Consider the following 16,681-nt stretch of genomic DNA (forward strand, 5'->3'; position numbering starts at 1 on the left):
CCTGGTGCAGACGAGACTTGGAGGCAGGAATCGAACCTGCGCCTTCCCGGAGAACAGCCGGGTGTTCTGCCTGCTGAACTACTCCAAGCTGCGGGGACATGGAGGCGGGACTCGAACCCGCGCCCCCCGGTCCGAGCCGGGCGATCTGCCGCTGATCCACTCCATGCGATTTCCCGCACGGCCAGGGTAATCCGCGGTGGCGGGCGAGGCGACCGACTTTCCGGACGGCGATCGATTCGCCGGTGCCGGCCGGCGGGGCTAGGATGAAACCGAATCAAAGTCACATTCAGGTTGGGGACCGGATGACCGACAGCCGGCTGCGCCGGGTGCCGCGCCAGGCGCGCTCGCGGGAGAAGGTGGCCAAGGTGCTCGCGGCCGCCGACCGCCTGCTCGGCGAGGAAGGCGTCGAAGCGCTGACGACGACCCGGGTCGCGGCCGAGGCCGGCGTCTCGGTGGGCGCCCTCTACCAGTACCTGCCGGACCGCGACGCCATCACCGAGGCGCTGGGCGAGCTCTACCTCGCCCGGCTGGAAGACCTGATGGACTCCTTCGCCGAGCAGGCGGCGCGGGAGGTCTGGACCGATCCCGTCGGCCTCCTCGTCGACGCCTTCGCCGGGCTCTACCGCGCCGAACCCGGCTTCCGCGCCCTGTGGTTCGGCCGCGGCCTCACCGACGGGACCCGGGAAGCCGACCTGGCGCACAAGCGCGTGATGGCCACCGGAGTGCACCGCATCCTCGTCGCGCAGCGCCTGCTCTACGACGACTACGAGGCGGCGGTGGCGTGCCGCACGGCCTTCCTCGCCGCCGACGCCGTGATCCAGGAGGCCTTCCGCGGCGACGGTGCCCCGGAACTCCTGGAGCCGGTCAAGACGATGCTGCGGGCGTACCTCGGCCGGCAGCCCCGGCCGTAGCGACGAGGAATTCCTCGCCGGGCACGACCCGCAGCCCGTCGGTGCGGTCCGCGAAGTACCGCGCGTCCAGCTCGGCACCCGAGACGTGGACGACGTCCCGGAACCCCGCCTCGCGGGCCATGGTCAGCATTTCCGCGGGGGAGAACGCGCTGACGAACGGCGTCCCGGCCGCTTCCGCCTGGCGCGCGGTGGCCTGGTGGCGAGCGCGTTGCCCTTCGTCGAGGAGCTCGGCCGGCAGCATGAAGGTCATCGCCAGCGTGGAGCCGGGGGCGAACCCGGCGACCCGGCGCAGGGTGGCCGCGTTCGCCTCCTTCGTCAGGTACATGCTGACGCCGGTGGACGCCACCACCGCCGGTTCGTCCGGAGCGAAACCCGCCGCCGTGAGCCGGTCCCACCACGACGTCGTCTCGAAGTCGACCGGCACGAAGCGGAGCCCGTCCGGCACGGGGAGGCCGAGTTCTTCCAGGCGGGCGCGCTTCCAGGACTGGGGCTCCGGCCGGTCCACTTCGAACACCCGCAGCCGCGCGGCGGTTTCCGGGCGGCGCTGGGCGAAGGTGTCCAGCCCGGCCCCGAGGAGCACGTACTGCCCGACACCGCGGCCCGCCTGTCCGGTGACCAGGTCTTCGACGAACCGGGCCCGGGCCACCATGCCGGCCCGGTAGCGGCCGGCGGTGGCCGGGTCCATGTCGTCGCGGTGCCGCCAGGCAGCACCCGGATCGGCCAGGCGCAGGCCGAGCTCGTCGGTGAACACGTGCGGCGGCGGATCGACCGCGACGTGCAGGGCCCGCCACAACGCGGTGCGCACCGCCGTGCTGTCCGGCGCGGCCACGTCAGGCCGCGCCCGGCGCCGACAGCGTCCACGTCCGCCCGTCGGGATCGCGGACGGTCATTTCCCGGGTGCCGTAGTGGGTTTCTTCGAACGGGGTGACCACTTCGACGAGGTCGCCGGCCTCGAACTTCTCCGCGTCCGGGACCTTGAAGACGATCTGCGTCCGCGACTCCTGGCTCTCGGGCACCTCGGCGATGAACAGCCAGGGGCCGTCGCCGTTGCGCAGCTGCCCGGAGTTGTGGCCGGTCGCGAAGTCGATCTCGTAGCCCAGCGCCTGGAAGAACTTGGCCGCCTTGCCCCAGTTGTGCGTTTCCAGGTACATCGCCTCGATGCCCTCGGTGCTCATGTCAGTGCTCCTCTTCGGGTTCGGTCTCGAGGTAGGCGCGCAGCGCGTCGGCGACGAGCGCCGAGAGCGACCGCTCGGTCTCGATGGCCCGGTGCTTGACCTGCCGGATCAACCCGATCGGCAGGTACACGTTGAACTGCTTGACGTCGTCATCGCCCACCGGTCGAGGCTAGCATGCTAGCAAGCTAGCCGCGCAAGTCCCGCCGTCCGGACCTTGACGTGTGGCCGCCGGTCGCCGAAGATCCAGACCGGCTGTTAGCGTTAACAATCCTCGACGACGAAGTCGGAGCGATGCCATGAAGCTGCGTCACGGTTTGTCCGCGCTCGTGCTGATCGCCGGAACGCTTCCCGGGTTCGGGGCCGCCGCCGCGAGCGCGACCGCCGCGGAGGTCGCCGTTCCGCCGCCGGTGATGGGCTGGGCGTCGTGGAACACCTTCGCCGCCAAGATCGACTACAACACGATCAAAGCGCAGGCCGACGCGCTCGTTTCGACCGGGATGAAGGACGCCGGATACCGCTACGTCAACATCGACGAAGGCTGGTGGCAGGGCACCCGCGACAGCGCCGGGAACATCACCGTGGACACCGCCGAGTGGCCGGGCGGGATGCAGGCGATCGCGGATTACCTGCACAGCAAGGGGTTGAAGGCCGGGATCTACACCGACGCCGGTCGCGACGGCTGCGGCTACTACTTCCCGACCGGGCGCCCCGCGGCGCCCGGGAGCGGCAGCGAAGGCCACTACCTGCAGGACATGCTGCAGTTCCAGCGCTGGGGCTTCGACTTCGTCAAGGTCGACTGGTGCGGCGGCGACGCCGAGGGCCTCGACCCGCAGAGCACCTACCGGGCGATCAGCGACGCCAACCAGGCCGCGACCGCGCAAACCGGGCGCACGCTCACGCTGTCGATCTGCAACTGGGGCAGGAAGAACCCGTGGAACTGGGGCGCCGGCACCGCCCCGATGTGGCGCACCAGCACGGACATCATCTACTACGGCCAGACGGCGGACCTCGGTCAGGTGCTGACGAACTTCGACCAGGCGCAGCACCCGGTTTCGCAGCACACGGGACACGTCAACGACCCCGACATGCTCACCGTGGGCATGCCCGGCCTCACCGACGCGCAGGCGCGCACCGAGCTGAGCCTGTGGTCCGTCTCGGGCGCGCCGCTGCTGGCGGGCAACAACCTCGCCACGATGAGCGCGGCCACCCAGGCGATCCTCACCAACCGGGAGGTCATCGCCGTCGACCAGGACCCGCGCGGCCTGCAGGGTGTCAAGGTGGCCGAGGACGCCGCCGGGCTCCAGGTCTACGGAAAAGTCCTCAGTGGATCCGGGAAGCGCGCGGTGGCGCTGCTCAACCGGACGTCGTCGGCGGCGACCATGAACGTCCGGTGGGCCGACCTCGGCCTGACCCCGGCCGCGGCGAGCGTCCGGAACGTCTGGGGCGCCGGCAATGCCGGGAGCTTCGCGACCGGCTACAGCGTCACCGTCCCGGCCGGCGACTCGGTGCTGCTGACCGTGCAGGGCACCGACGCCGCGGCGGCGAGCTACCCGGCCGCCGGCTCCCGGTTCACCGGCGTCACCGCCGCCGCGACCGGCCTCGCCGTCGCGAATTTTTCGTACACCGCGTCCGCCACGCAGACGGCCACTCTTGCGGTGAACGGCCAGCAGCCGACCGTCCTCGCCTTCCCGGCCACCGGCGGAACGCCGAAGACCGTCTCCGCCGTCGTGTCGCTGGGCAAGGGGAACGCCAACACCCTCACGTTCTCCGGCACTCCGCCGCAGCTCTCCGGCGTCTCGATCCTGCCCCTGCCCGGCAGTGCCGGGGTCCAGCTCGCCGGCGGCCAGTCCGGACGGTGCGCCGACGTCGACGACAACGGCATCGCCAACGGCATCCAGGCGCAGCTGTGGGACTGCGCCGCGGGCCCGAACCAGACCTGGGTGCCGACTCGCGGGCAGCTCGTCGTCAACGGAACCAAGTGCCTCGACGCCTACGACAGCGGGACGGCGAACGGCACCGCGGTGGTCGTCTGGGACTGCAACGGCCAGCGCAACCAGCAGTGGGCGTTCACCGCGAACGGGACCATCACGAACGCGGTGTCCGGGCTGTGCCTGGACGCGAGCGGCGCGGCCACCGCGAACGGCACGAAGCTCATCCTCTGGAGCTGCACCGGCGGCGCCAACCAGCAGTGGACCCGGCGCTAGGCGGTGCACCGGTTGAGATATCGGCCGAAGAACGCGCCGAGCGTCGCCCGCTGACCGGCCATGCTCCGGGCCGGGTCGACGGTCCCGACGAACGGCGCGATCGCCGCCGGGCCGAGGCCGAGGCTGGGGAGGAGCACCTGGTAGTCGGTGTAGCTGAAGTGCTCGCCGTCCGGCTGGTGCTGCGTGCGCACCGGCCCGCGCTGGTGGGCGAGGAACTCCTGCCACGACGGATCGGACGCCGCACTGTGGTTGCCCGCGCTCAGCAGCAGGAACGGCCGGTCGAGCCCCTCGTCGGCGGCGCGGCCGAACTCGCGGGCCGGCTGGGAGTACGCCATGCTGCCGTCGAGGTCGGCCCCGGCGGCCACGCGGGGGTCCGACACCATCGTTTCGGCGGTGGTGAACCCGCCCGCGGAATGGCCGAACATGCCGGTGCGGGAGACGTCCGGGGTCAGCCCGGCCGGGAGCGCCCGGCGCTCGGCGTCCGGATTTCCGCCGCGGGCCAGGGTTTCCAGCGCGTCGAGGACGAACCGGGTGTCGGCCACCCGCGTGGCGATGAGCTGCCGCCCGGCGCCGGGGCCGGAGGGCAGCACCCGCCGTTCGACGCGGCCGCCGGGGAACTCCACGGCCGCGGGCTCGTGCGTGTGGTCGATCGCCACCGTCACGAAACCCTCGCTCGCGAGCTGCTCCAGCTGTGCGGTCCCGACCGAGCGCGGGTACTTGGCGCTGGGGGAGTAGAGCACGACCGGCCGCCGCCCACCGGCCGCGGGAACGCCGGCGCGGGCGTGCGTGGGGAAGGTGTAGCCGAGCCGGTCGGCGGCGATGCCGAGCGTCCGCGCATCTTCCTCGGCGATCAGCTGGGCCGCTTCCGGTGCCAGGTAGGGAGTTTTCGGGCCGCCGCCGGAGCGGGCGGGGTACCGGACGGTCACCATGAGCTCGCGGCTCATCCCGGCGACCCAGGGATCCGGCCGCGCGTGGTCGACGAGGTGCAGATCGACACTGCCGACGGCGTACGGCCCGGTGGGGGCGGGCAAGGCGAGCCGGGTGGCCGCGTGGGCGGGGAGCGCGGTCAGCAGCAGAGCGCCGGCGAGTCCGGCGGCAAGAAGGGGTTTTCGCATGGTTTGACCGTATTGACGGCCCGGGTGCGTGACATCGGGGTGATCACCGAGATCGACCCGGACAGGGCTGTGGCCCGGGCGCCGGCCCGGGCCAGAAGTCTTCGCGGATTCGCTGTCGCTGGTGATCGTGACGATGGGGCCGTTGCGAGCCCTGGTCCGGCCAGCGTCCCCCTGAACGATTAACGGTCTTGCTTCCGGTGCGAGAATCAGTTTTTCGTCGTAACAGACCTCCGATGGTGAACGACCTAGCGGGGAGCAGTTGGTTGAAGGGTGCCGCCGGACGCATAGAGGTCGTTCCATGGAAGAAGGTTCTCCGTCGAGAATTATCGACCCTGACGTGTTCGATCGAGGAGACACTTTCTCCTTCAGTGCGCAGCCGTACCTGAACGACCTGTTCGAAACCGTTCGCAGCCGTGAGAGGCCGTTGACCGTCGTCGTCGGCGCGGGAGTGTCGATGAACTCCAGCTTGCCATCCTGGCGGGAGCTTATCGACAACATGACCAGGAAGATCCGGGACGCGGGCACGCGGAAGATTGCTCTGCGCGACGGCTCCGACCTGATGAGGAAGGCCGAAATCGTCCTGCAGATCCTCATGGACGGCGGAACGGGGCGGGAGGATCACGAGTTCATCCGCCAGGCTCTTTACTCCCGCGACCTGGAAGTCACGCCGGGGGAACTGGCGAAGTCGATCGCGCGGCTGGTGTACGTGACTCGCCAGAACTCGCGTCTGCTCACGACCAACTTCGACGAGATCCTGGAAGGCGCACTGAAAACCTACTTCGATGAGGACGAGGTCCGCTCCTTCTCGTTGAAGTCGGCCGGCAGTGCGGAGTGGGCGGAGTGGGGTCGTTCCGACCGGGTCGGCGTCATGCATCTGCACGGCCTGGTCCGTCAAGCCGGCGCCACGGAAGACCCGATCATTCTGACGGAGTCCCAGTTCCTGAAGCACGGGGCTCAGGTGCGGGAGGTCATTTCGGACACGCTTGACGGCGCCTGCACGATCTTCATCGGATTGAGCATGTCGGATCCGAACCTCGTCGGCCCGCTCTACGAGAGCAGGGAAAGGCGAACTCCGCGCTTCTCCCTTGTAGTGCCACCCGCTGTCGACGGAGTGACATCTGCCCAGGCTGCGTGCTATGCCATCAGTTCGGCTCGCTACCTCGAGGAGAAGCTGGGGCTCAGTCCGATCTTCTTGAAGTCCTATTCGCAACTGAACCAGGTGATCGCGGATCTTGCGTTGGCCGTCCTGGAGCCGCGGCGGTACCGAATCGACATGAAGAGCAACGACTCGCTCGTGTACAGCCGACGGCTGGCCAAGGCATTGGACAACTGCTATGCGAGCATCGGTTGCCCACCCGATGTACATGTCCCGTCCGGTGGGGTCGCCGAGGATCTGACGACGAGACTGCACCAAGCGCTCGAAATTGAGGATGGCCCCCTGGAGGTGCTGCGAGATCTGGGGCGGCAGTACAACGATCACCCGCTGGGCGGCGCCACCGGTGAGAACTTCGGCCTGTTTCTGTGGCTGCGGAGCCGCGATCTCGAAGGCGGGCGGCACCGCTACATCCTCAATCTCGTCGGCACGTCTGTGTACGCCCATCGCGAGGATTGGTCACTCCGCCACCACGTGAAGATCGACCGGAATTCGGAATTCGCTGCGGCTCAGGCGGTCTTCACTGGGAACCTCCAGGCGACGAACCTCACGCCGGCTCCCATCGGCCAGATTTGGCGAGGGATCCTCGCAGCTCCGATCCTCATGTCAGGGATCGGCAGCGAGCGGACGATCGGCAGCGATCCCGTCGACGTGGTGACCGTGGGAGCTATCACGCTCAACTCCACGTTCGTGATCAAGACCAATGGTGAGCGCGTTCCGCAAGATGACCTGTCGCTGATCAGCAAGCTCGACTCGGTACGGCAGATCCGTCTGCTGGACAGCCTGCGGCGTGCTGCGCAATATGTGATCAACTCCGGCTGAGCATGGCTCGAGCGCGGTCAGTCTTTTTTGGTCCGCTTGGCCTTGATCACCGGCACCGGGCCTGGCACGGAGACGTAGACCGAGTTGCCGACCTTCCGTTTGGGAGACTGGCCGATGATCGGTTCGCCCGGCTGGCCGGAGGTCTCGCGCTCGCGGGCCGCCGCGTCTGTGCTCATGGCGTCATCCTTTCGCGTCGCATGACCTCTGCGCGGAGGATTTCACAGCGGCCTCGGGAGGTGGTTGAGGAACACACTCCGTTATCGACAATACTCCGGCTTGGCCTCGATGTCGCTGTTATGCGCAGTGAGGAGTCCATCTGATCGCCTCCGCATCTAGCCAGCCGACTTGTTGCCTCGAAGACCACCACTCCGCTCGCTCGTACTTGCAGCCTGCGTTGGTAATGCTACGGGCGGTAGTGCTATCGGTACAATCGATCAATAGGTGAAGTCGCCTGGCCCGGCTGAACCGTTACGCAAGGGGCCACGTTGACGCATCGAAACCGGCTAGGGGTGCGGTTCGGTCGAGCCGTTCGCGGGGGACAGCGTCGGTTCTCTCAGGGCAAAAGGTGCGGCCCCGGAGCCGAAGCCCTGGGGCCGCACCGCTGTTTTGTGCCGTCAGGGGCTCAGAAGCCGTAGACGGTTTCGTAGACCCGCTCGGCGTTGGTTGCGACGAGCCCGTTGGCCCACAGCTGGTTGACCCGGCTGCGCTCGGCGGAGTTGGGCACCGCGTTGGTGCAGGACGGGCCGGGGCCGCCGCCCGACATCAGTTCGGAGCACGGGCCCGAGTAGTGGTCGGGGAGCCCGAGGGCGTGCCCGGTCTCGTGCGCCGCGATGCGGGTCGGGTTGTACTGGCGGGCCTGGGTGTAGTCGATGAAGATGGTGCCGCTGCCGTGCCCGTTGGTCGAGGCGTAGGAGCCGCGGGGGTCGTTGCCCTCCGTGTAGCGCAGGCTCGCGCCGGAGTTGCGCTCGACGAGCCGGACGTTGGTGACGCTGCGGTTCCAGTTGGCGGCACCGGCGTTGATCACCGAGCGGAACGTCGGTGCGCTGGCGGTGCTGTAGTAGACCGTGGTGACCGCGGCCGCCTGCTCGGTGGCGGCCGACGCGGTGCCCGCGGCGAGCGGGGTCACGGTCAGGGCCAGCGCAACGGCGCCGGCCAGGGCGAACTTCCTCGACATCGGAAGACTCCTCGTGGGGACGGGGATTTGCCGGAATTGCGCGCGCTGTCGAGAATTTACCTTGAAGACACGTTCGACGGAGCCGACTAACGTAGGGCCGGGAAAGTGGTGAATTCCCAGCACCAAAGTCGGGTTGACAGCGGCCGGTCAGCCGGTCCGGGTCAGGGCGAGCAGCTGCTGCTCCAGCTTCCGCGCGGCCGCCACGTCGATGCCCACGCCCCACAACGGCGCGGTGCTCGCGCCGTCGGCCGCCGCCACCACGAGGGTGACGACGTCGGCCGGAAGGCCGTCCTCGTGGAGTTCGCGCTCCCAGCGCTCCGCGTCCGCGCGGGCCAGCTCGGCGATCTCCGGGAGGGAGATCAGCAGCGCGATCAGGGCGATGGTCTCGCGGATCGCGACCTCGTCGTGGGAGGTGTCCAGCGACGCCCGGACGTACGCGCGCGTCAGCCGGCCCGGGGCGGTGTCGGCCGGGTCGAGCGCCGCCTGGACGTCCGTGCGGAAGGTGTCCAGCAGGTCCTGGGCGAGCGTGCGGACCAGCGCGTCCTTGGCCGGGAAGTGGTACAGCAGCCCGCCTTTCGACACGCCGGCCGCCCGGGCGATGTCGTCGAGGGAGGCCGACACGCCACGCGTGCGGATGACCGTCGCGGCGGCGTCGAGCAGGGCGCGGCGCGTCTCTTCCGGGCTGCGCCCGGCCTTGCGAGGCATCGTCGTCAGTCCTTTCCGGACGGAATGGTACGCCAGGCGATCAGCGCGGCGACGGCGGTGACGGCGGCCGCCGCGAGCGACGTCACCTGCATGGCGCCGGTGAAGGCGTCCCGCGCCGCCCGGGCCAGCTCGGACCCTGGGGCCAGCATGTCCAAGGCTCCGGCGAGGGAGTCGCGGACTTCGCCCGGCACCGGGCCGGCCGGCAGGAACGCGCGGTAGACCACGGTGACCAGCGAGCCGAGGAGCGCGATGCCCAGCGCCGCCCCGAGTTCGTAGGCGGTTTCGGAGATCGCCGACGCCGAACCGGCCTTGTCCCGCGGGACGGCGGACAGCACCGAATCGACGGTCAGCGTCAGCGCCAGCCCGATGCCCAGCCCGACGGGCACGAGTGTCAGGCCCAGCCACCAGTACTGCGGGGCCCGTTCGGCGACCGAGACGAGTGCGAGGCCCAGCGCGGCGACGGCGAGCCCGGCCGCCACGGCCCGGCCCCGCCCCAGCCGCCCGGCGACCACCCCGACGGCGGCCACGACGGCGATCGAGGCGAGCGTCGCCGGCATCTCCGCGAACCCCGCCTGCAGCGGTGAGAAGCCGCGGACGAGCTGCAGGTACTGCGAGAAGAAGAACAACAGGCCCATCAGCGCGAAAACCGCGATGAAGTTCGCCAGGACCGCGCCGCTGAAGGCACCGTTGCGGAACAGCGTGACGTCGATCAAGGGAGCCGCGGCCCGCCGCTGGCGGCGGACGAACACGACCCCGGCCCCCAGCCCCAGCGCGGCCGCGGCCGCCACCTGGACGTCGGGGCCCGAACTGACGGCGTGCTTGACCGCGTAGACCAGCGGGACGATCGCGGCCAGCGAAAGCCCCGCCGACAGGAGGTCGAACCGGCCCGGGTTCGGGTCGCGCGATTCCGGCAGCAGCCAGGCGCCCGCGATCAGGAAGACGACGACGATCGGCACGTTGATCAGGAACACCGAGCCCCACCAGTAGTGCTCCAGCAGGGTGCCGCCGACCAGCGGGCCCAGCGCGATGCCGCCGCCGGACCCGGCCGACCAGATGGCGACGGCGCGGGTGCGCTCGCGCGGGTCGGCGAACAGCGCCCGGATGAGCGACAACGTCGACGGCATGATCGTCGCGCCGGCGACACCGAGCAGCAGCCGGGCGACGACGAGCACGCCGGCGGTGGGGGAGAAGGCGGCCAGCGTGGACGCGAGCCCGAACGCCGCGGTGCCGATGAGCAGCACCTTCTTGCGCCCGAAGCGGTCGGCGAGGTTCCCGGCGGTGACGAGCAGCCCGGCCAGTGCCAGGGAGTAGACGTCGCCGATCCAGAGGATTTCGGTGGCGGTCGGCGCGAGTTCGCGGGTGAGCGACGGCACGGCCAGGTACAGCACCGTGCCGTCGACCGCGAGCAGGAGCACGGCGCCGACGAGGACGCCCAGTGCGGCCCAGCGGCGCCGGGGGCTCAACGGCCGGGCGGAGGACGGCAGGGTGATCGTCATGAGGCTTACTGTACCGTCCGGACGGTACAGTAACCCTGGTGAGGCCGCTCACGGGTAAGCTGGCAGCAGTGGAAGGAGGCGACCGTGACGGCCGAAGACCTGATGATCGAGTTCGCCTTGACGCGCCTGGACCACCCCGAGCTCGACTTCGAGGAGATCGCCGGGCTCGTCGTCCGGCGGGGCGGGCCGGAGCGGGAGCTGGAGTTCGCCTCCCGCAACCTCGCCGACCGCGGTGAACTGCGCGGTGCGGCGTTCCCGACGGCGGTGGAGTACGTGCTGCGGGTGGTGCTCACCCTGCGCGGGCCGTCCGACTAGTCCACTGTGGACGCGGGCCGCCCGCCGAGGCGAGCGGCGCCGGTTCGCGATCCTCCGTCAGGCGTCCCCGGTGGCGCGAACCAGGCCGCGGCGGCCGAACACCAGCTCGCGGGTGGTCTCCGGCGCCGTCGCGATCGCCGCCCGATGTCGACGCCCACGACGTGGCCCGCGTCCGGCGCGGCCTGGGAGACCGCCGCCGCTCGGCCCGGGCCCGCCAGGCTGTGACAACCGGGGCTCCGCCCCGAGCCGGTTCAGCGCCGCAGGTGCGCCGGCGTCCCGGCCTGTGGCCCGTTTCGTCCCACCCGTCCTCCTGAGTTGCCGCATGTTTATCCGCGAACCCTTCCGGCCCGGGTCGTTCTATGTTAAGAAACTTTACTAACTACGAGTCGGAGGCATGCCGTGAGTTCACCCACTCGTTCCGGGGAGCCACCCGCCCTGGAACGCAAGATCGGCCCGCTGCAGGCCACCGCGATCAACATGACCCAGATGTGCGGGATCGGCCCGTTCGTCACGATCCCCGCCATGGTCGCCACCATGGGCGGCCCGCAGGCGATGTTCGGCTGGATCATCGGGGCGATCGTCGCGCTGGCCGACGGGCTGATCTGGGCCGAACTCGGCGCCGCGATGCCGGGTGCCGGCGGCACGTACCTCTACCTGCGCGAGGCGTTCCAGTACCGCACCGGGCGCCTGATGCCGTTCCTGTTCGTGTGGAGCGCGGTGCTGTTCATCCCGCTGATCATGTCGACCGGCATCATCGGGCTCGTCCAGTACCTCGGCTACCTGATCCCGGGTGTCACCGACGACGCGGGCACGACGCCGCTGGGCAAGGTCATCGGCGTCGGCATCACGCTGGTGATCATCCTGGCGCTGTTCCGGAAGATCGGCCAGATCTCCAAGCTCACCACGGTCCTGTTCGTGATCATGCTCGCCGCGGTGCTGACGACCATCGTCGCCGCGTTCTCGCACTTCAGCGCGTCCCAGGCGTTCGCCTTCACCCCCGGCGCGTTCAGCTCCTTCGGCGACGGGACGTTCTGGGGCGGCCTCGGCGCCGGCCTGATCATCGCCATCTACGACTACCTCGGCTACAACACCTCCGCCTACCTCGGCGGCGAGGTGCGCAGCCCGGGCCGCACGCTGCCCCGCTCGATCATCTTCTCCATCATCGGCATCATGGGCCTGTACTTCCTCCTCCAGGTCGGCGTGCTCGGTTCGATCCCCCTCGACCAGCTGAAGGACGCGAAGTCGGTCGCGTCGTCGGTGCTGGAACAGGTCTGGGGCACCGGGACGGCCAAGGCCATCACCGTGCTGATCGTGATCGCCGCGATCGGGTCCGTCTTCGCCGGGCTGCTCGGCGGCTCCCGCGTGCCGTTCGAGGCCGCGCGCGACAAGGTGTTCCTGCCCGTGTTCGGCAAGCTGCACCCGAAGCTGCACCTGCCCACCGCGGGCGTGCTCACCATGGGGGCCATCACGATCGTCGGCTCGCTGTTCACGCTGACCACGGTGATCAACGCGGCGGTCGCGACGCTGGTCATCATCCAGTCGCTGGCCCAGGTCGCCGCGATCGTCGTGCTGCGCTTCCGGCAGCCGAACCTGAAGCGGCCGTACCGGCAGTGGCTCTTCCCGGGGCCGACGATCGTCGCGGGCATCGGCTGGATCTACATCTACGTCTCGGCCGACTGGCTGTCGATCGGCCTGTCGCTGGGCTGGATCGCCATCGGCGCGATCGCCTACCTCGTCTACGCCAAGGCCGAGCACACGTGGCCGTTCGGGCCCAAGGAGATCAAGGAAGCCTTCGCCACCGAACCGGAAGGGGCTCAGGCATGACCCGGAAGCTCGCGGTCCTCGCCGCGCTGCTGCTCGTGCCCGGCGTGCTGAGCGTGGCCGCGCCGGCGTCCGCGCAGCAGGATCCCGCGAAACCGCACGGGCTCACCACGATCGGCCTGCCGGGCTGGCAGGTGCTGACCACGGCGAGCGTCAAGGACGGCGGCGAGAAGGTCTCCACGCCCGGCTACGCCACCCGCGGCTGGCTGCCGGTCAAGCCGGACGACGCCGGCGCGCCCGGCACCGAGATCACCGCCCTGGTCCAGAACGGCAAGTGCCCGGACGTCTTCTACTCGGACAACATGCGGAAGTGCTTCGGGTACGTCGACAAGCTCGGCCCCGTCGTCACCAAGCCCTTCTCCGATCCGTGGTGGTACCGCACCGACTTCACCCCGGACATCCGCCCGGGGCAGCACGCGAAGCTGACCATCCCCGGCATCGTCGGCGAGGGCGACGTCTGGGTGAACGGCACGCTCGTCGCCACGAAGGACGTCGTGAGCGGCGCGTTCGCCGGGCACACCTTCGACGTCTCGAAGCTGGTCAAGCCGGGCAAGAACACCCTGGCGATCAAGGTGTACCCGAACAACCCGCTGAAGATGTACACCCTCGACCAGGTCGACTGGGGCCAGATCCCGCCGGACAACGACACCGGCATCCAGTTCCCGCCGACCCTGCAGGTCTCCGACGCGCTGACCGGCGACAACGCGCACGTCGTGCAGGACAACGCGCCCGACCTGTCCAGCTCGAAGCTGACGGTGAAGGTCGACGTCACGAACGACGCGGCCACGGCGCAGACCGGGGACGTCGCCGCGACGGTCACGCCGCCCGCGGGTGCGCCGATCGTCGTCAAGCAGCGCGTCACGATCCCCGCGAACACCAAGCGGACGGTGGCGTTCGCGCCGGTGAAGATCGACCACCCGCAGGTGTGGTGGCCGTACTCGATGGGCGGCCAGCCGCTGTACACCCTGACCACCGCGGTGTCGCAGGACGGAGTGCTGTCGACGTCGTCGAAGAGCACCTTCGGCATCCGGACGGTGACTTCGCGCCTGGTCGGGAAGTCCGCGCCGCTGCCCGAAGGCGCGCGGCAGTTCACCATCAACGGCAAGGACTTCGTGTTCCGCGGCGGCGGCTTCGCGCCGGACCTGTTCCTGCGCTACGACAAGGCCGACACCGCGCACCAGCTCGCGCTGATCAAGAACCTGGGCCTGTCCGGCGTCCGGCTCGAAGGCCACGACATGCCGCAGGACTTCTACGACCAGGCCGACCGCGCCGGCCTGCTGGTGATCGGCGGGTTCCTCTGCTGTGACGCCTGGCAGCCCGACACCGCCGAACAGCTCGGCGAGCGCGACCTGCGGATCATCCACGACTCCTCGGTGAGCATCGCGCAGCGCGAACGCAGCCACCCCAGCGTGTTCAACTACGGCTGGAGCGACAACGAGCCGTTCCCGAACCAGGAGCAGGCCGTCCTCACCGCCTTCCGGCAGGAGGACTTCCAGGTGCCGGTGATCGCCTCGGCGGAGTACAAGAGCACGCCGACGCTCGGCAACTCGGGGGAGAAGGAGGGCCCGTACGACTGGGTTCCGCCGTCCTACTGGTACGACAGCTCGCACTTCGACACCTCCGACGACAGCCGCACCAACGCCGGTGGCGCCTGGGGCTTCGCGAGCGAGCAGAGCGCCGGGCACACCGTGCCGACGCTCGACTCGATCAAGCGGTTCCTTTCGCCCGCCGAGCAGGCGAAGCTTTGGCAGGACCCGGCGTACAACCAGTACCACGCGAACTTCGAACCGGACCACGGCGGCTACGCGTTCGGCACGCTGTACACGCTGGACCAGTCCATCCTGCAGCGGTACGGGAAGTGGAACTCGCTGGAGTCCTATGTGGACCTGGCGAACATCGCGAACTACGAGAACACCCGCTCGCAGTTCGAGGCGTTCCTGCACCACTCGACGGACAAGGCGAACCCGTCGACCGGCGTCGTCTACTGGCAGCTCAACAAGGGCTGGCCGACGCTGCTGTGGTCGCTCTACAACGACGACGGCGACCAGCCGGGCGCGTACTTCGGCGCCCAGAAGGCCAACAAGCCGCTGCACGCGATCTACGGCTACGACAACGGGTCCGTCACCCTGGACAACCTCGGCGCGGCCACGCAGTCCGGGCTTTCGGTGCAGGCCCGGGTGCTCGACACCGCCGGCAAGGTGCTCGACGACCAGACGGCTTCGGGGATCTCGCTGGGTTCGCAGGGCGTGCGCACCGGCGTCCTGAAGCCGAAGGTCCCGGCCGAGACGAAGGCACCGGCGCCCGCGCAGGTCTACTTCGTCGAGCTGCAGGTGAAGCAGGGCGGGAAGGTCGTCGACCGGAACGTCTACTGGCTCTCGACGCAGAAGGACGTCGTCGACTGGGCCAAGACACTGGGCAACCCCCAGGCGACCCTCTCGCAGTACGGCAACCTGCAGGCACTGCAGAACCTGCCGAAGTCGCAGGTCGGCGCGGTGGCCTCGACCCGGGCTCAGGGCGGTGACCTGGTCACCACGGTGACGGTCACCAACACCTCGAAGACGCCGGGAGCGGCCTTCTTCCTGCGGGCCGACGTCCGCCGCGGCACGCCGGACGGGCGGGAAGCGCCGGGGGACAACCAGCTCGCGAACGCGACCTGGGACGACAACGACATCACGCTCTGGCCGGGCCAGTCGCAGACGCTGACCGTCACCTACCGGGCCGCGGACCTGCGCGGCGCGGCCCCGGTGATCAGCGTCGACGGGGTCAACACCGGCCGGATCGTGGTGCAGGGGACGGGAGGGGCCCACACGTGACAGAGGAACGGATTCTCGGGATCGACTTCGGCGGCACGAAGGTGGCGCTGGGGCTCGCCGACCGCGACGGCACCCTGCTGGCGACCCGCCGGCTGGACACCGACGCGCAGGCGGGGGCCGAGCAGGTGGTGGTGCGCGCGCTCGCCGCGGCCAGGGCCCTCCTGGCCGACGAGGGCGCGGAGCCCGCGTGCGTCGGCGTCGTCAGCCCGGGGATCGTGCTGCCGGACCGCATCCTGCTCGCCCCGAACGTGCCGGGGTGGGAGCAGCTGCGGCTGGCGGAGCTGGTGGCCGCGGAGTTCCCCGCCGTGTCGATCTCGGTGGGCACCGACGCGAAGGCGGCGGCGCTGGCGGAATGGCGCTGGGGTGCGCTCGCCGGGGCCGACCCGGCGGTGTTCCTGTCGCTGGGCACCGGCATCGCGGCCGCGGTGCTGATCGGCGGCCGGGTGCTGACCGGCGCCAACGGAGCTGCCGGCGAGATCGGGTACAACCTGCTCTCGCCGCAGGACACCGAGGGTTTCGCGAGCGGAGCGGCGCCGCTCGAGGAAGCCGTCGGTGGGCGTGGGCTGGGCGGCCGGGCGAGCGAACTGCTCGGCCGCCCGGTCACCGCCGGGGAGCTGTTCGCGCTGGCCAAGGAGAACGTCGAGGCCAAGGAGCTGGTGACGGCCGCGCTCGACGAGCTGTCGATGCACGTGGCCAACCTGGCGATCGCCCTGGACCCGCAGCGCATCGCCGTCGGCGGTGGGCTGGTGCGCTCGGCGGACGTGCTGCTGCCGGCGCTGGCCGACCGGCTCGCGCACGCGGTGCCGTTCCCACCCGAGCTGGTGGCGGCCCGCTTCGACCAGGACGCGGCGCTGCTGGGCGCGGTGGCGCTGGCGCTGGGCGGCTAGGGCCTGTATCGAAGTCGGTCAGAGCCATTCGTTGATGGCGGCGACGTGGATGGTGGCTTCGTAGCGGACGGCGAGTTTTTCGTAGCGGGT

Annotated in this window: 15 protein-coding genes and 2 tRNA genes; 7 read left to right on the top strand and 10 right to left on the bottom strand. The window is 70.0% G+C overall.

What is annotated here, in order from left to right; genetic code table 11:
* Nucleotides 1-15: 15 nt before the first annotated feature.
* Nucleotides 16-88, bottom strand: a tRNA-Asn gene (locus tag ACWED2_RS23060).
* Nucleotides 89-96: 8 nt separating this feature from the next.
* A tRNA-OTHER gene (locus ACWED2_RS23065) sits at nucleotides 97-166 on the bottom strand.
* A 136-nt stretch (nucleotides 167-302) separates the two neighbouring features.
* On the opposite strand from ACWED2_RS23065, the gene ACWED2_RS23070 reads away from it, so the two are divergent.
* Entirely contained in the window at nucleotides 303-911 is a 609-nt protein-coding gene (locus ACWED2_RS23070) for a TetR/AcrR family transcriptional regulator (protein ID WP_449692551.1), read from the top strand.
* On the opposite strand, the gene ACWED2_RS23075 is transcribed toward ACWED2_RS23070, so the two are convergent.
* From ACWED2_RS23075 to ACWED2_RS23085, 3 genes are read right to left on the bottom strand one after another with little or no spacing between them, the layout of a single operon-like run.
* Nucleotides 865-1,740, bottom strand: coding sequence for a class I SAM-dependent methyltransferase (locus ACWED2_RS23075; protein ID WP_449692552.1), 876 nt, complete (start codon nucleotides 1,738-1,740; stop codon nucleotides 865-867). The genes ACWED2_RS23070 and ACWED2_RS23075 overlap by 47 nt on opposite strands.
* Before the next feature lies 1 nt (nucleotide 1,741).
* On the bottom strand, nucleotides 1,742-2,086 hold the full coding sequence (locus ACWED2_RS23080) for a VOC family protein (RefSeq protein ID WP_449692553.1): 345 nt from the start codon (nucleotides 2,084-2,086) through the stop codon (nucleotides 1,742-1,744).
* 1 nt (nucleotide 2,087) lies between these two features.
* On the bottom strand, nucleotides 2,088-2,246 hold the full coding sequence (locus ACWED2_RS23085) for a ribbon-helix-helix protein, CopG family (protein ID WP_364281141.1): 159 nt from the start codon (nucleotides 2,244-2,246) through the stop codon (nucleotides 2,088-2,090).
* A 136-nt stretch (nucleotides 2,247-2,382) separates the two neighbouring features.
* Here ACWED2_RS23085 and ACWED2_RS23090 point away from each other — a divergent pair, with 136 nt between their 5' ends.
* Nucleotides 2,383-4,290 carry an RICIN domain-containing protein gene (locus ACWED2_RS23090; RefSeq protein WP_449692554.1) on the top strand — a complete coding sequence of 636 codons (1,908 nt, stop codon included), beginning with the start codon at nucleotides 2,383-2,385 and terminating at the stop codon, nucleotides 4,288-4,290.
* Here the strand turns inward: ACWED2_RS23090 and ACWED2_RS23095 are convergent.
* Nucleotides 4,287-5,405, bottom strand: a complete 1,119-nt coding sequence (locus ACWED2_RS23095; RefSeq protein WP_449692555.1) for an alpha/beta hydrolase family protein — start codon at nucleotides 5,403-5,405, stop codon at nucleotides 4,287-4,289. The two genes, ACWED2_RS23090 and ACWED2_RS23095, sit on opposite strands and share 4 nt — an antisense overlap.
* A 298-nt stretch (nucleotides 5,406-5,703) precedes the next feature.
* On the opposite strand from ACWED2_RS23095, the gene ACWED2_RS23100 reads away from it, so the two are divergent.
* Nucleotides 5,704-7,380, top strand: coding sequence for an SIR2 family protein (locus ACWED2_RS23100; RefSeq protein WP_449692556.1), 1,677 nt, complete (start codon nucleotides 5,704-5,706; stop codon nucleotides 7,378-7,380).
* Between the two features lie 17 nt (nucleotides 7,381-7,397).
* Here ACWED2_RS23100 and ACWED2_RS23105 read toward each other — a convergent pair whose 3' ends face one another.
* From ACWED2_RS23105 to ACWED2_RS23120, 4 genes are all read right to left on the bottom strand, one after another.
* Complete coding sequence (locus tag ACWED2_RS23105) at nucleotides 7,398-7,556, bottom strand: hypothetical protein (protein WP_449692557.1); 159 nt, start codon at nucleotides 7,554-7,556, stop codon at nucleotides 7,398-7,400.
* A 446-nt stretch (nucleotides 7,557-8,002) separates the two neighbouring features.
* The gene (locus ACWED2_RS23110) at nucleotides 8,003-8,554 is read right to left on the bottom strand and encodes a snapalysin family zinc-dependent metalloprotease (protein ID WP_449692558.1); all 552 of its coding nucleotides are present in this window, start codon (nucleotides 8,552-8,554) and stop codon (nucleotides 8,003-8,005) included.
* A gap of 147 nt (nucleotides 8,555-8,701) precedes the next feature.
* Nucleotides 8,702-9,259, bottom strand: a complete 558-nt coding sequence (locus ACWED2_RS23115) for a TetR/AcrR family transcriptional regulator (RefSeq protein ID WP_449692559.1) — start codon at nucleotides 9,257-9,259, stop codon at nucleotides 8,702-8,704.
* A 5-nt stretch (nucleotides 9,260-9,264) separates the two neighbouring features.
* Nucleotides 9,265-10,755, bottom strand: a complete 1,491-nt coding sequence (locus ACWED2_RS23120; protein WP_449692560.1) for an MFS transporter — start codon at nucleotides 10,753-10,755, stop codon at nucleotides 9,265-9,267.
* An 84-nt stretch (nucleotides 10,756-10,839) separates the two neighbouring features.
* On the opposite strand from ACWED2_RS23120, the gene ACWED2_RS23125 reads away from it, so the two are divergent.
* From ACWED2_RS23125 to ACWED2_RS23140, 4 genes are all read left to right on the top strand, one after another.
* Nucleotides 10,840-11,070 (top strand): hypothetical protein, encoded by a 231-nt coding sequence (locus ACWED2_RS23125; RefSeq protein WP_449692561.1) that lies wholly within the window; start codon nucleotides 10,840-10,842, stop codon nucleotides 11,068-11,070.
* A 399-nt stretch (nucleotides 11,071-11,469) separates the two neighbouring features.
* Nucleotides 11,470-12,894, top strand: a complete 1,425-nt coding sequence (locus tag ACWED2_RS23130) for an APC family permease (protein ID WP_449692562.1) — start codon at nucleotides 11,470-11,472, stop codon at nucleotides 12,892-12,894.
* Nucleotides 12,891-15,704, top strand: a complete 2,814-nt coding sequence (locus tag ACWED2_RS23135) for a glycosyl hydrolase 2 galactose-binding domain-containing protein (RefSeq protein ID WP_449692563.1) — start codon at nucleotides 12,891-12,893, stop codon at nucleotides 15,702-15,704. The genes ACWED2_RS23130 and ACWED2_RS23135 overlap by 4 nt, the downstream gene beginning before the upstream one ends.
* Nucleotides 15,701-16,591 carry an ROK family protein gene (locus tag ACWED2_RS23140; protein WP_449692564.1) on the top strand — a complete coding sequence of 297 codons (891 nt, stop codon included), beginning with the start codon at nucleotides 15,701-15,703 and terminating at the stop codon, nucleotides 16,589-16,591. The genes ACWED2_RS23135 and ACWED2_RS23140 overlap by 4 nt, the downstream gene beginning before the upstream one ends.
* Nucleotides 16,592-16,681: the final 90 nt, after the last annotated feature.

This window comes from Amycolatopsis sp. NPDC005003, assembly GCF_053600695.1.